Genomic DNA, 13,532 nt, shown 5'->3' on the forward strand with positions numbered 1-13,532 from the left:
TTATTGAGTTATAAAAAAAGCAGGGGGTATTGCTACAACACCTCCTGCTTTTGTCAGTAGTTAAGAATATTAATATCTTCTAGAGTTGTAACCGCCTCTTCTGTCGCGATTGCCGCCATTGGAAGGTCTTTCTTCGCGGGGGCGTGCCACGTTTACCGAGATTTGTTTGTGGTCAAATTCAGCACCGTTCAATTCGTCAATGGCTTTTTGGCCTGCTGCATCGTCCGGCATTTCTACGAAACCGAAACCTCTGGATCTTCTTGTTTCTCTGTCTGTAATGATTCTTGCAGAAGAAACTTCTCCGTACTCTGAAAATAAATCGTTTAAGTCAGCGTCTGTTGTGCTGAAATTTAAACCTGAAATGTAAATGTTCATTTGAAATTTTAATTAATTGTAATTATTAAATTGGAGTATGGAGAATAATTATGGAAGAGACCGCCTAATAATAGTTGTATATTAAAAGAAGAACAATGCGATAACGACTCGTAACTCAAACTTTGCGGCAAAGATAACACAATAAATCAGTTAATTGCTTTCTTCTCCTTTTTATTTTAGGATAAAAAACGATAAATGTCATTTTATACATTATTTCGGCCTCTCGTTTGCATATCTTACGAAAAAAAGCGAAATTTGCGACGCTTTTAAACGGAACTTTACTAACACCTTTAAATAATTAAGAGAAATGACTAAAAGTGCATTGCAAATTGCAAGGGCTGCCTATCAGCCCAAACTTCCGAAAGCGCTGAAAGGAACTGTTAAGGCTGCAGAAGGCGCAGCTACTCAGTCTGTTGCTGACCAGGAAGAAATCAAGAAATTGTTCCCCAACACGTACGGAATGCCTTTGATTAAGTTTGAAACTACCGATGAGGCGGTTGACTTCCCCGCAATGAACGTGGGTGTTATCCTTTCCGGTGGACAGGCTCCTGGCGGTCACAATGTGATTTCCGGTATTTTCGACGGTATCAAGAAGCTGAACAAAGACAGCAAATTGTATGGCTTTATTCTGGGTCCTGGCGGCTTGGTTGACCATAATTATATGGAACTGACTGCTGACATCATTGATGAATACCGCAATACGGGTGGTTTTGACATCATCGGTTCGGGCCGTACCAAGCTGGAAAAGGAAGAACAGTTTGAGAAAGGTTATGAAATCCTGAAGGAACTCGGCATCAAGGCATTGGTTATCATCGGTGGCGATGACTCCAACACTAATGCTTGCGTACTGGCTGAATACTATGCTGCCAAGAATTATGGCGTGCAGGTAATAGGTTGCCCCAAGACCATCGACGGTGACTTGAAGAATGATATGATTGAAACTTCTTTCGGTTTCGATACTGCTTGCAAGACTTACTCTGAAGTAATCGGCAACATCCAACGTGACTGTAACTCTGCTCGTAAATACTGGCACTTCATCAAGTTGATGGGACGTTCCGCTTCTCATATCGCTTTGGAATGTGCATTGCAGGTTCAACCCAATATGTGTATCATCTCTGAAGAGGTTGAAGCTAAGGATATGTCTTTGGACGACATCGTGACCAGTATTGCCAAGGTCGTTGCCGAACGTGCGGCCCAGGGTAACAACTTCGGTACGGTTCTTATCCCCGAAGGATTGGTTGAATTCATCCCGGCCATGAAGCGTCTGATTGCTGAGTTGAACGACTTCCTTGCTGCCAATGCAGAAGAGTTTGCTCAAATTAAGAAATCTCACCAACGCGATTATATCATCCGTAAACTCTCTCCGGAGAATGCGGCCATCTACGCAAGCTTGCCCGAAGGCGTGGCTCGCCAGTTGTCTCTGGACCGCGACCCGCACGGAAACGTACAGGTATCTCTGATTGAAACAGAAAAGTTGCTGTCCGAAATGGTTGGCACTAAGCTGGCTCAGTGGAAAGAAGAGGGCAAGTTCGTAGGCAAGTTTGCTGCACAGCACCACTTCTTCGGCTACGAAGGACGTTGCGCTGCTCCGTCTAACTTCGACGCTGACTACTGCTACTCTTTGGGTTATGCAGCATCTGCATTGATTGCTAACGGAAAGACCGGTTACATGTCTTCTGTACGCAACACTACTGCTCCTGCCGAAGAATGGATTGCAGGCGGTGTGCCCATCACTATGATGATGAACATGGAACGTCGCCACGGTGAAATGAAGCCGGTTATCCAGAAGGCTCTGGTGAAGCTGGACGGTGCTCCGTTCAAGGCATTCGCTGCTCAGCGTGACCGTTGGGCTATGGAAACAGACTACGTTTATCCAGGTCCTATCCAGTACTTCGGTCCGACAGAAGTTTGCGACCAGGCTACGAAGACTTTGCAGCTGGAGCAGGCTAAATAAGTTGATGCATCAACAAGTTGACAATAAAACGGAGGGGCGGTTCATTCCGCCCTTTCTTTTCCTTTGCTCATGGCAACCAAGACCTCCACAAATATCCGGCGTAAAACTACTGCCGCCCGTCGTTCTTCCTCTCCGCGGAGCAAGAAGAAAACGCAGCCGCGTACCATGCCCGTATGGTTGCGCAATCTTTTGGCGGTCTGTATCATTCTTGTTTTTTCTACCGGCTTTTACTGGTTTTTCATTCGTCCTTATGCTTATCGCTGGAAGCCTTGTTATGGTCAGAAAGGTTACGGTGTATGTATGCCTTGCAACTATGAGGTGCATGGCATAGACATATCCCACTATCAGGGAAAGATAGATTGGGAACTCCTGACACATAATAGAGAAGCCCAATTTCCCATTCACTTTATTTTTCTGAAAGCTACCGAAGGCGGCGATCATGGTGACGATACGTTTACGCAGAACTTCGGCCAGGCGCGTAAATACGGTTTTATCCGTGGTGCCTATCATTATTTTATCCCTAAGACCGATGCCCGCAAGCAAGCCGATTTCTTTATCCGTACCGTGCAGCTGGCAAAGGGAGACCTGCCTCCCGTACTTGATGTGGAGACTACCGGCAAGCAGTCACCGCAGGAACTTAAAACGGCAGTCAAGACTTGGCTGGATAGGGTAGAGGCGCATTACGGCGTAAAGCCTATTCTTTATACTTCCTATAAATTCAAGAAACGCTATCTCAGCGATTCCATTTTCAATGCTTATCCTTATTGGATAGCCCATTATTATGTAGATTCCGTGCGTTATGAGGGCAAGTGGCACTTTTGGCAGCACACGGATGTAGGCACTGTGCCCGGTATTGAAGAAGAGGTGGATTTGAACGTCTTTAATGGTACAATGGAGGAACTTTTGGAGCTTACGTTGAAAACTCCTTGTATAGAACGCTAAAGGTCAACTTTAGCTTCCTGATATTGACCTTTAGCTTTTTAGTATTGACCTTTATTATTTTTGGAATTTCACTGCCGCCCACCGGTTCTTCTCACGATGGTGGACAAAGTGCAGCCCGTTGCGTTCGGCTTCTTCGCGGATGACGGGAATGTCATCTATGTAGAAACCGCTCATCAACAATTCCGCTCCGGGATTCATGCGGGCTATGTAGTGCTTCATATCTGCCAGGAGGATATTACGGTTGATGTTGGCGATAACCATATCAAACGGACCTTTGCTTTCCAGAGAGGAGGCATCACCTTGGGATACGGCAATGTTATCCACTCCATTCAATTCTATATTTTCGAGTGAGTTGCGCACGCACCATTCATCTATGTCGATAGCTGTACAAGGAGAGGCTCCACGCATGCGTGCCAGTATGGCAAGGATGGAAGTTCCGCAACCCATATCGAGCAATGCTTTGCCTTGCAGGTCACTATCCAGCAGTTCGCCTATGATGAGGCTTGTTGTCTCGTGGTGCCCTGTGCCGAATGCCATTTGCGGATTGATGACGATGTCATATTCTGCTTGTGGGACATCGTTGTGAAAAGTGCTGTGAATGACACAACGGTCTCCGATAACGATGGGCTGGAAGAAGTTCTTCTCCCATTCCTCGTTCCAGTCTTTGTCTTCGGCTTCTACGAAATTATATTCTATCTGTGTATCGGGCAGAGGGAAGTCTGCAAGTGCTTCTTTGAGTAGAGATTCGTTATACAGCTCTTTCTGTATATAGGCAGTGATACCGTCGGTCTGCTCAACAAAACTTTCAAAGCCAGCTTCACCCAAGACTCCGGAAAGTACATCGTTGACTATTTCTGTGCACGGAACAGTGCGGAATGTAAATTCTAAATATTTCATCGGAATATGATTGTTTGTTAAATGCAGAAGAAGATTTTAAAGAACAAATCTATTTCTGCGTATCTTTGTTTTCACACTGCAAAGGTAATGTAAACCGAGGGCAGAATAAAATGAACTTGTTCATTTTTTATGCGGAAGTGCCGCTTGCCTCGTCAAAAGGCGGGGTATTTAGGGAATTCCCTATAAATCTTTGGGGAAAATCTGCTGCATGGGATAAAATCCGGCGTTATCTTTGTGACGTGAAGAAATAGATAAACGTAAAATCCATAAACCAAACTAATATGAAAAAGATTGTTTTTTTATCGCTTTTTGCCTTGTGCCTCCCATGGACACTGGTGGCACAAAGTATAGATGACGACCTTTACTACACTCCTTCCAAGAATAAGGAAGAGAAAAAAGAAGAGGTGAAGCAGGAGAAGAAAGTCGCTGCTCCCGTAGAAGAGATTGTAGTAAAGTCGAATGCGCCGACCACTATTTATTCATCGCCGGGAAGCACTACTGTTGTAGTAAAAGACCGTAAGGGGAAAATCCGCGATGTGGACGAATATAACCGTCGTTACGATTCTCGCGACAATGATTTCGTGATGGAGAACGATACCCTTTACATCAATGAAAAAGAAGATGACGGCCTGGACGGCGAATGGGTGAACGGTGAGTTCGAGGGTTCGCAGGATGATTACGAGTATGCTACCCGTATTATCCGTTTCCGCAATCCCCGTTATGCCATCAGCATCAGCAGCCCACTGTATTGGGATGTGGTCTATGGCTTGAATTCCTGGGATTGGAACGTGTATACCGACGGATTATATGCATATGCTTTCCCTACATTCACCAACCGCTTGTGGTGGGATTGGCGCTATAACTCTTATGGTTGGGGCGGTTATCCTTACTATGGCTGGGGATGGAACAGCTGGTACGGTCCGAGCTGGAGCTTTGGCTGGGGCGGCTGGTACGGCGGTGGCTGGTGGGGACATCATCATCACCATCACTATCATCCCGGATATTATCCCGGTGGCGGTGGTCATTGGGGAGGCGGCCATTGGGGAAATGCATATACCAATAGACGTTCTTATGGTCCGAGCCGTTCTTCTTATGCCGGAAACAGAGTATCGTCCTCTACTTCCCGCCGTTCTTCTACTGTAAATGGAGGGCAGGCTGTACGTCGTAGCAGTACTACTTCCGGTCAAGTGAGACGTAGCAGTACCGGTACGTCAACCCGTCGGGTGGTAGGTACAAGAAGTTCGTCTACAGTTCGTTCAAGTTCTTCTGCAACTCGCTCAAGTGTAAACCGTTCGAGTGCGGCTTCTACCCGCCGTTCCACTTACACCCGTCCAAGCAGTACGCGTAGTAGCTCATATAATAGTAGCGTAGAAGGAGTTCGTAGCAGTCGTTCTTCCGGTGTACGCTCTTCTGTTGGAACTTCCACTCGTAGCAGGACTTCATCGACTTATAACAGAGGTTCAAGCGCCGCACCGGCACGCAGCTACTCCAATGACAACAATCGTAGTAGCAGTCGTTCATATTCTGCTCCAGTACGTTCATCCAGTAGCACCCGTTCTTCTTCCAGCTTCTCTTCAGGCAGTAGCTCACGTTCCAGTTACTCCAGTGGTGGTGGCGGTGGTGCCAGTCGTTCCAGTGGCGGCGGTGGTTCCAGAAGACGGTAAGTATAAGTATGTTTTAATCTAACAAGACTAAGAATTATGAAGAAGATAACCATGATAGCCCTTGCTATGTTTACAGCTGTAGGCGCAGGGGCACAGACAATATATGATGCAACGAATATAGCACAGAAGGAATTGAATGGAACCGCCCGTTTTGTCGGAATGGGCGGAGCTATGGGAGCATTGGGTGGTGATATTTCTACCATAGGAACCAATCCTGCCGGTATCGGTATTTATCGTAGCAATGATGCTATGCTTACCTTTGGCTATTCAATGACGGGTACAGAAAGCAATTATGTAGGTAATAAATTTGAAACGAACAAGAACCGCTGGAGTTTTGATAATGCCGGTTTTGTGATAGCTTCGAAGATAGGCAATCATACTCCTTTGCGGTATGTGAATTTTGGTTTTAATTACCACAAATCAAAGTCATTCTATAAGAATATGACGATGCAGGGGTTGATGGGAAGCATAGATAATCAATATGTATCTCAAGTGCGGAGTATGGCGCAGCAGGCTACGGATGCAGCTTATGCGTTCTATCATCGTCCTCAATATGATTACCCGGATCAAGGAGCTTATTTGGACTATGGGCGCAAGGATATTTATCAACATAATTATGCTGGATGGCTGGGGACTATGGGGTATCAAGGTGCACTTGTTCTTGAGGATATAGAAAGTGAGGACTATAATACTTATCCTCCTTATATTCCTTCCGAAGCGGATGCTTATTTCTTGTCGCGTGAGCGTGGCGGTGTTGACCAATATGATTTCAATATCTCCTTCAATATAAATGACCGTTTTTACTTTGGTGTTACTCTGGGTGCTTATGATGTGGATTACAACAAGTATTCCCTTTATGATGAAAAGTATGCCTATACATTGGAAGGAGATACACATGTTTATGATGACGAAGGTTATTCCTTGGAGAGCTTTAATCGTATACATGGTTCGGGTTTCGACTTTAAATTCGGCGCCATTTTCCGGCCGATTGAAGATTCTCCGCTTCGTATAGGTTTAGCTGTGCATACTCCTATCTATTACAAACTGACTTATACTACGGGGGCATTACTGACTTCGGATTTGTATTTGCCTGATGATGCGGGGAATGAACGTCTTACTCGTACAACTGTAGATACTTATTCTGCATTAGGCGGTAGAGATATGGACCGTGATTTTAAGCTGCAAACCCCGTGGGTATTTAATGCAAGTTTGGGCTATACAGTCGGTAATAATCTGGCTTTGGGAGCTGAATATGAATATGAGGACTACTCAAGCATGAAGTTCAAATATCCTGAAGGTGACGAGATGGCATGGGAAACGGGTGAGGCTGACCTCTGTATGAAGGGGGTAAGTACGCTTCGTTTAGGAGCAGAATACAAGCCGATACCTGCTTTCTCTCTGCGTGCCGGTTACAATTACAGTACTGCAGCCTATAAAAAGGATGCTATTAAGGCATTGCCTTCCAATTCTATAAATACAGATACGGATTTTGCCAATAGCAAATCGATGAATACTTTCACTTTAGGTATCGGTTATCGCTTTTCTTCGTTTTATGCGGATTTGGCTTATAAATTCGATACTTATAAATCTGATTTCTATCCGTTTTATAATGATATAAACGGCTTGGTAACACCGCCAACAACGGAAGTTACCAACACTCGCAGTAAAGTGCTATTTACATTGGGCATGCGTTTTTAGAAGAACAATTTTCATTGCAGATAACCTTTCATTGTCAATACCTTAGGGTATAAAAGAACTCCCCGGAATGTACAAATACATTTCGGGGAGTCTTGTGTTATAGGGGAGGGATTACAGATACCATGCCACGCCAAATGAATAGGGAGATACTTCCGGTCCCTTGTCTTTCTGGAATAATCCGTATGTGGAGTAGCGCAGGTAAATGCCGATATTACCATAACCGGCTTGTGCCAGCAGGTTTATGCCGACGGGCTGCACATACATACCTTTGCCTACGGTTTTCTTCTTGCCTCCGTTGATGTGTGAGAATGACTTCACGCTGTGACGTATCTCAAATTCGGGACCGGCATTGAAGAACACTTTGTTTCTTCCCACTCTTTGCTGCCATTCCATCAATACGGGTACACGGAAGAAGAAATGGCGCAGACGGCTTTTATTGTAACTGGTGTCTTCGTTGCCTGCGGTGAAGATGCTGGTTCCGTTTTCCTTCAGCAAGGCATAGTTACCGTCGATATTGAAAGAACGGTATCCCCAGCTGACTCCCAGGTTGATTCCCCAATGCGGGTTCTTCTTGAAGTTGTGATATACGGAGAGGATGTTGAAGCCGAATTCCCATGACTTGGATAAGTCGAGTCCCATCTTGTCGCTTGCTCCGAAGGAAAGGAAGTCGTTAGCCAGCCGGCTGTAGCCAATATACAGACCGGAACAGTGCGGTTCGTAAGCATTGTATCTTCTCTTTTTGGGGATGAATGGCAGGGCGTCGAGGAAAGTGCGCTTGTCTGCATCCACTTTCTCGAGATAGACTCCTTCATAAATTTGTACTTCTTTCTTTTCTCCGTCTTCCAACTGCTCTTCGTACACCTTGATGCGCATGTCTCCTTTTCCTTTCCGGATGATGATGGAGTCGCCTTGTGTCTGTACTGTAGCTTTCTGTTCAGGGTCAGTCTGTTGTTGTGCTGCCATGCGGCCGGCCGGCACAGCAAGCAGGCAGGCCAAAATCATAATTCTGGTTTTCATATCGTATATTGTTTTTAGTGTTATTCCGATTTGTAAAGCATATCCATCATTTCCTTTTCACTGAGCAGACCCTCTATGTAAATCAAAGTGCCCATGGAGTCTTTTCCTATCTTGAAAATGATGTAGCGGTTCAGCTTCTTTCCATTGCGTTCCACCTCTTTCAGTTGGTAATAAGCGCTGCGCAGCACACCGCTTTCCATTACCTCCTGCGCCTTCTTTGCGTTATCTTGCTTGTCGTGTACAATGGCCTGCTGAATTTCCCGGCGATAGGGGGATACATTCTTGAACACAAGGCTCTTGTAGGTAGTCATGCGGTAAGATTTCAGGATACTGCCGTTCAGTTCTACCCTGGTCACGTCCTTTTGCTCGCCATACTTGCTGAATAGGTCGGCTATTTGCAGTCTCTCTTGTGCATGTACAAAGGCTGGCAGGCAAATCAGCAGGGAAAAGAGGCACAGACTACGTATGCAAATCAGTATAGATGTTTTCATAACCTTGTTATATTAGTGTTGAAACAGTAAGTTGCTTAAATCTTCATCCGTGAAGCTGGCGTTCTGCAGGGCTTCTAGTGCTTTGGCTTCCACCAGTTTCTCGTCTGTATACCGCTGGCCGTCGATGACGACATAATTTTCGGGAACACCGGAAAGCGGAAATATAATCTTAGCTACCCCGAGAAGCAGGAGCAATCCGGCGGCAATGCCGCTGACAGCATAGAATGTGCGATAGAGGCGGGAAGGCTTTCGCTGTGTGGGTACTTCCTTTGCCGATTCTGTTGTTACGGATTTTTCCTCTGTCGGTTCTGCCATTGAAGTTGCTTCCCGGTTCAGATAAGCGAATAGCGGGCGGTACGTTTGCAGGTGCTCCGGCACTTCCTCTTCGGTAAAGAAACGGCGCAGTTCACGCTCTTCTTCGCAGGAAGTTTCCCCTTCGAAATATTTATCCAGCAGTTCATCTATCTTCATGGCTCATTTCTCCTTTCTTTTCTTTCTTGTATGGTTCGCAGGTAAACGTCTCTCACTTTCTTCCGGGCTCTTGACAGATTGCTGCGGATGGCTTCCGGTCCGCATCCCGTGATTTCGGCGATTTCGTCCGTTTCGTATCCTTCGATGTCCTTCATCCGCATGATGGTGCGTTGAAGATTGGGCAGCGAGTCGATGATTTCGTGCATCAGACGGATTTCATCTTTGATTTCCAACAGCCGTTCCGGTGTTCCGGTGGGGGATGCCGCCTGCACTATGTCGAGAGATAGGGTGTCGTTGCGTTTGCAGCGCCACATATCTATACAGATGTTGTGCGTCAACGTCATGGCAAATGCTTCGATGCTCCGGTATTGCTCCAGTTCAAGCCTTTTGTTCCATAGCTTGAGCAGTACCTCCTGGACGGCATCTTCTGCATCCTCCGGTTCGTCGGTCAACTTCCGTGCATAGTTCAACAGCTTGGCACGGAGTGGAAGAACGGTTATTTTGAATTCTTTGAGTTCCATTTACACAGATAAGACGAATGGGAAATACAAACGTGACATTGTAAAGTGAAAAAAGTTGGAATAAAAAAAGGGACTTACTAACATTAGCAGTCCCTTTTCTTCACATTACTATAAAAGTATAGGATTATTTCTTGAAATAGCGGTTGTACAGACCTTCGAAACCTTTACCGTGACGGGCTTCGTCCTTAGCCATTTCGTGAACGGTATCATGGATAGCGTCGAGGTTCAATGCTTTGGCACGGGTAGCGATACGCTTCTTGTCTTCGCATGCACCTGATTCTGCGTTCATTCTCTTTTCGAGGTTTGTCTTGGTGTCCCATACGCAGTCACCCAGCAGTTCAGCGAATTTAGCAGCGTGTTCTGCTTCTTCCCAAGCGTAACGCTTGAAAGCTTCTGCAACTTCAGGATAGCCTTCACGGTCTGCCTGGCGGCTCATTGCCAAGTACATACCAACTTCTGTACATTCGCCCATGAAGTGGTTGTTCAGGTCTTTAATCATTTCGTCGTCGCAACCTTTGGCTACGCCGATTACGTGTTCGTCGGCAAATACCAGCGGGCCGTCAGCTGTTGCTTCTTCAACTTCTACGAACTTGCTTGCGGGAGCTTTACACAATGGGCACTTTTCGGGAGCTGCATCTCCTTCGTATACGTAACCGCATACAGTACATCTAAATTTTTTCATTTTCTCTCAGATTTTAATTAGTTGAATTAGTTATTCTTTGTTGTTCTTAAACGTTCTTCTTCTATGCAATGTTTACAGATTCCTTTATAATAGTAGTGGATTTCCTGCACATCGTGCCCGTCCATATCCATGTCGACCACCTTCTTGACGTTGTTATTGCACATCAAGTCATAAATCTTTCCGCAACGCTTGCACAAGAAATGGCCGTGCGGGCTGGTATCGGCATCATAACATGTGTTACGCTCGTCGATAGTCAGGGTTTGTGCGGCACCTTGCTCGCTCAGTAGTTTCAAGGTATTGTATACCGTTGTTTTAGACAGTGTCGGTATGGAGGGAGACAGTGCCGTATAGATTTCATCCACCGTGGGATGCGTACGATGCTCTATCAAGTAATTCATGATGGCTATGCGCTGTACTGAAGGCTTGATATTATGATTCTGCAATCGTTTTACTACATCCATATAATCTAAAGTTTCAAACTTGTAATTATTACATTTTTAATTCACTTGCAAAGATAGGAAGTTCCTATAATTCTCCAAAAGATTTTTGGAAAATTTTTAGTTGCGGTCATTAAAATTGTTTATATATGTTCCTCTTCTTGTAGGCAGGTTGCCGTATTTTTGCCATAAAAGCGAAGGCAGGATGCACCCGGCTTCAGTCGGTTTCTCGTGCCGATATAGAGAAAACGTTTTTCTCTTATCTCTCTTAATCAGAATTTTGCCGTATCTTTGCACCGAATAAATAATATAGCATCCTTATGAATTACGGATATGTAAAAGTAGCGGCGGCTGTGCCCCGTGTCAAGGTGGCTGACTGTAAGTTCAATGCCTCAGAGATTGAAAAAGAGATTATTATAGCCGACGGGAAAGGTGTGCAAATCATTGCTTTCCCCGAGTTGTGCATTACCGGATATACCTGTGGCGACCTCTTTGCCCAACAACTTCTGCTCGAAGAGGCAGAAATGGGATTGATACAGATTCTGAACAATACGCGCCAGATGGATATTATCTCGATATTGGGCATGCCCGTCGCACTGAACGGCGTGTTGCTGAATGCGGCGGTTGTCATTCAGAAGGGGAGAGTGCTGGGCGTTGTCCCGAAGACTTATCTTCCCAATTATAAGGAGTTTTATGAGAAGCGCTGGTTTACTTCCGCATGTGATGTGGCAGAAAACAGTGTGCGCCTTTGCGGGCAGATTATTCCGATGGGGAGAGACCTGCTGTTCGAAACGGCGGATACCACTTTCGGAGTGGAGATATGCGAGGACTTGTGGGCACCCATACCGCCCAGCTCCACGCTGGCGCTGCAAGGTGCGGAAATCTTGTTCAATCTTTCGGCCGACAATGAAGGTATCGGCAAGCACAATTATCTGCGCTCGCTCATCAGCCAGCAGTCGGCACGATGCATTGCCGGTTATGTATTCAGCTCATGCGGTTTCGGAGAATCCACTACGGATGTGGTGTTTGCCGGCAACGGACTGATTTATGAGAACGGGACTCTGCTGGCGGCAAACGAACGCTTCTCTTTCGAAGGGCAGGTGGTCATCAGTGAAATTGATGTGGAACACTTGCGTACGGAGCGCCGGGTGAATACGACCTTCGCGGCTTGCCATGCAAATTGTGTTTCGGCCCTTCCGGTACGAATCTCTACGGAGTATGTCAACAGCAGGGATTTGAACCTAACACGTACTTTTGAACCGCATCCATTTGTTCCGCAGGGGATAGCGTTGGACGAACGCTGTGAGGAGGTATTCTCCATCCAGGTGTCCGGACTGGCGCAACGTCTGGTGCATACTAAAGCGAAGAGTGCCGTTATCGGCATTTCGGGTGGACTGGATTCTACGCTGGCGCTGCTGGTTTGCGTAAAGACTTTCGATAAGTTGGGATGGTCCCGCCAGGGTATTGTCGGTGTCACCATGCCGGGATTCGGAACGACCGACCGTACTTACACGAATGCCATCGACCTGATGAACTCCCTCGGTGTGACTGTCCGCGAAGTCAGTATCAAGGAGGCCTGCATACAGCATTTCAAAGACATAGACCATGATGTCCATGTGCACGACGTGGTTTACGAGAATGCGCAGGCACGGGAGCGTACCCAAATCTTGATGGATATTGCCAACCAGACCTGGGGAATGGTTATCGGTACGGGCGACCTTTCGGAACTTGCTTTAGGATGGGCCACTTACAACGGCGATCACATGTCGATGTACGGTGTGAATGCCAGCGTCCCCAAGACTCTGGTGAAGCACTTGGTGAAATGGGTGGCAGAGCATGATATGGACGATGCTTCACGTGCTACCTTGCTCGATATTGTGGATACTCCCATCAGCCCGGAACTGATTCCGGCAGATGAGAACGGTAATATCCAGCAGATTACCGAGGATTTGGTGGGGCCGTATGAGCTTCACGACTTCTTCCTTTATTACTTCCTGCGCTGCGGTTTCCGTCCTTCCAAGATATTTTTCCTGGCAGCACGCACATTCAAGGGGATGTATGATGAAGAAACCATCAAAAAATGGTTGCAGACTTTCTGCCGTCGTTTCTTCAACCAGCAGTTCAAGCGTTCCTGTTTGCCGGATGGTCCGAAGGTGGGCAGTATCTCTCTGAGTCCGCGCGGTGATTGGAGAATGCCGAGCGATGCTTCGTCGGAGATGTGGCTAAGGGAGGTGGAAGGACTCTAATTCTTTACTTCGGGTATTCCGTAATATCGATATGGGTATTTGATGACTGCATCTTGTTTGCATTCTTGCTGCATGTATTTTGCAGTGCGACTGCAAACGTGTTGCAGTATCACTGCATAACTGTTGCAGTCGTACTG

General features: G+C 46.2%; 13 protein-coding genes. 5 read left to right on the forward strand and 8 right to left on the reverse strand.

Annotated features, from left to right (window positions below; genetic code table 11):
- Positions 1-69 precede the first annotated feature (69 nt).
- Positions 70-375 carry an RNA recognition motif domain-containing protein gene (locus DW800_RS09780; protein ID WP_005826648.1) on the reverse strand — a complete coding sequence of 102 codons (306 nt, stop codon included), beginning with the start codon at positions 373-375 and terminating at the stop codon, positions 70-72.
- Between the two features lie 307 nt (positions 376-682).
- Between DW800_RS09780 and DW800_RS09785 the strand changes: the two genes are divergently transcribed.
- The gene (locus tag DW800_RS09785; protein ID WP_119958021.1) at positions 683-2,329 is read left to right on the forward strand and encodes a diphosphate--fructose-6-phosphate 1-phosphotransferase; all 1,647 of its coding nucleotides are present in this window, start codon (positions 683-685) and stop codon (positions 2,327-2,329) included.
- Between the two features lie 69 nt (positions 2,330-2,398).
- A complete protein-coding gene (locus DW800_RS09790; protein ID WP_165859894.1) occupies positions 2,399-3,271 on the forward strand; it encodes a glycoside hydrolase family 25 protein in 873 nt (290 codons plus the stop codon).
- Between the two features lie 54 nt (positions 3,272-3,325).
- Here DW800_RS09790 and prmA read toward each other — a convergent pair whose 3' ends face one another.
- A complete protein-coding gene (prmA, locus tag DW800_RS09795; protein ID WP_005836023.1) occupies positions 3,326-4,168 on the reverse strand; it encodes a 50S ribosomal protein L11 methyltransferase in 843 nt (280 codons plus the stop codon).
- A 281-nt stretch (positions 4,169-4,449) separates the two neighbouring features.
- Between prmA and DW800_RS09805 the strand changes: the two genes are divergently transcribed.
- Both DW800_RS09805 and DW800_RS09810 read left to right on the forward strand, forming a co-directional pair.
- A complete protein-coding gene (locus DW800_RS09805) occupies positions 4,450-5,832 on the forward strand; it encodes a hypothetical protein (RefSeq protein WP_119958022.1) in 1,383 nt (460 codons plus the stop codon).
- A gap of 36 nt (positions 5,833-5,868) precedes the next feature.
- Positions 5,869-7,530, forward strand: a complete 1,662-nt coding sequence (locus tag DW800_RS09810) for an OmpP1/FadL family transporter (protein ID WP_044468198.1) — start codon at positions 5,869-5,871, stop codon at positions 7,528-7,530.
- A gap of 111 nt (positions 7,531-7,641) precedes the next feature.
- Here the strand turns inward: DW800_RS09810 and DW800_RS09815 are convergent, their stop codons facing one another.
- From DW800_RS09815 to DW800_RS09840, 6 genes are all read right to left on the reverse strand, one after another.
- Positions 7,642-8,547: an outer membrane beta-barrel protein gene (locus DW800_RS09815; RefSeq protein ID WP_005826629.1), complete on the reverse strand. Its 906-nt coding sequence runs from the start codon at positions 8,545-8,547 to the stop codon at positions 7,642-7,644.
- Positions 8,548-8,567: 20 nt separating this feature from the next.
- A complete protein-coding gene (locus tag DW800_RS09820) occupies positions 8,568-9,038 on the reverse strand; it encodes a DUF4252 domain-containing protein (RefSeq protein WP_005826627.1) in 471 nt (156 codons plus the stop codon).
- A gap of 12 nt (positions 9,039-9,050) precedes the next feature.
- On the reverse strand, positions 9,051-9,509 hold the full coding sequence (locus DW800_RS09825; RefSeq protein ID WP_009036822.1) for a hypothetical protein: 459 nt from the start codon (positions 9,507-9,509) through the stop codon (positions 9,051-9,053).
- Positions 9,506-10,030: an RNA polymerase sigma factor gene (locus tag DW800_RS09830; protein ID WP_005836025.1), complete on the reverse strand. Its 525-nt coding sequence runs from the start codon at positions 10,028-10,030 to the stop codon at positions 9,506-9,508. The genes DW800_RS09825 and DW800_RS09830 overlap by 4 nt, the downstream gene beginning before the upstream one ends.
- 124 nt (positions 10,031-10,154) lie before the next feature.
- Positions 10,155-10,712 (reverse strand): NADH peroxidase, encoded by a 558-nt coding sequence (locus DW800_RS09835; RefSeq protein ID WP_005836026.1) that lies wholly within the window; start codon positions 10,710-10,712, stop codon positions 10,155-10,157.
- Positions 10,713-10,738: 26 nt separating this feature from the next.
- Entirely contained in the window at positions 10,739-11,173 is a 435-nt protein-coding gene (locus tag DW800_RS09840) for a Fur family transcriptional regulator (RefSeq protein WP_008663677.1), read from the reverse strand.
- 296 nt (positions 11,174-11,469) lie between these two features.
- Between DW800_RS09840 and DW800_RS09845 the strand changes: the two genes are divergently transcribed.
- Positions 11,470-13,395, forward strand: coding sequence for an NAD(+) synthase (locus DW800_RS09845; protein ID WP_005826617.1), 1,926 nt, complete (start codon positions 11,470-11,472; stop codon positions 13,393-13,395).
- Positions 13,396-13,532 lie beyond the last annotated feature (137 nt).

Origin of the sequence: Bacteroides sp. AM32-11AC, assembly GCF_003603515.1 — a bacterium.
In the GTDB taxonomy this organism is placed as follows: Bacteria; Bacteroidota; Bacteroidia; order Bacteroidales; family Bacteroidaceae; genus Bacteroides; species Bacteroides uniformis.

Excerpts from the sequence above, each read along its gene's own strand:
- DW800_RS09790 (WP_165859894.1), top strand. The coding sequence starts at position 2,399 with ATGGCAACCAAGACCTCCACAAATATCCGGCGTAAAACTACTGCCGCC.
- DW800_RS09815 (WP_005826629.1), bottom strand. The coding sequence starts at position 8,547 with ATGAAAACCAGAATTATGATTTTGGCCTGCCTGCTTGCTGTGCCGGCC.
- DW800_RS09840 (WP_008663677.1), bottom strand. The coding sequence starts at position 11,173 with ATGGATGTAGTAAAACGATTGCAGAATCATAATATCAAGCCTTCAGTA.
- DW800_RS09785 (WP_119958021.1), top strand. The coding sequence starts at position 683 with ATGACTAAAAGTGCATTGCAAATTGCAAGGGCTGCCTATCAGCCCAAA.
- prmA (WP_005836023.1), bottom strand. The coding sequence starts at position 4,168 with ATGAAATATTTAGAATTTACATTCCGCACTGTTCCGTGCACAGAAATA.
- DW800_RS09780 (WP_005826648.1), bottom strand. The coding sequence starts at position 375 with ATGAACATTTACATTTCAGGTTTAAATTTCAGCACAACAGACGCTGAC.
- DW800_RS09805 (WP_119958022.1), top strand. The coding sequence starts at position 4,450 with ATGAAAAAGATTGTTTTTTTATCGCTTTTTGCCTTGTGCCTCCCATGG.
- DW800_RS09810 (WP_044468198.1), top strand. The coding sequence starts at position 5,869 with ATGAAGAAGATAACCATGATAGCCCTTGCTATGTTTACAGCTGTAGGC.
- DW800_RS09845 (WP_005826617.1), top strand. The coding sequence starts at position 11,470 with ATGAATTACGGATATGTAAAAGTAGCGGCGGCTGTGCCCCGTGTCAAG.
- DW800_RS09825 (WP_009036822.1), bottom strand. The coding sequence starts at position 9,509 with ATGAAGATAGATGAACTGCTGGATAAATATTTCGAAGGGGAAACTTCC.
- DW800_RS09835 (WP_005836026.1), bottom strand. The coding sequence starts at position 10,712 with ATGAAAAAATTTAGATGTACTGTATGCGGTTACGTATACGAAGGAGAT.
- DW800_RS09820 (WP_005826627.1), bottom strand. The coding sequence starts at position 9,038 with ATGAAAACATCTATACTGATTTGCATACGTAGTCTGTGCCTCTTTTCC.
- DW800_RS09830 (WP_005836025.1), bottom strand. The coding sequence starts at position 10,030 with ATGGAACTCAAAGAATTCAAAATAACCGTTCTTCCACTCCGTGCCAAG.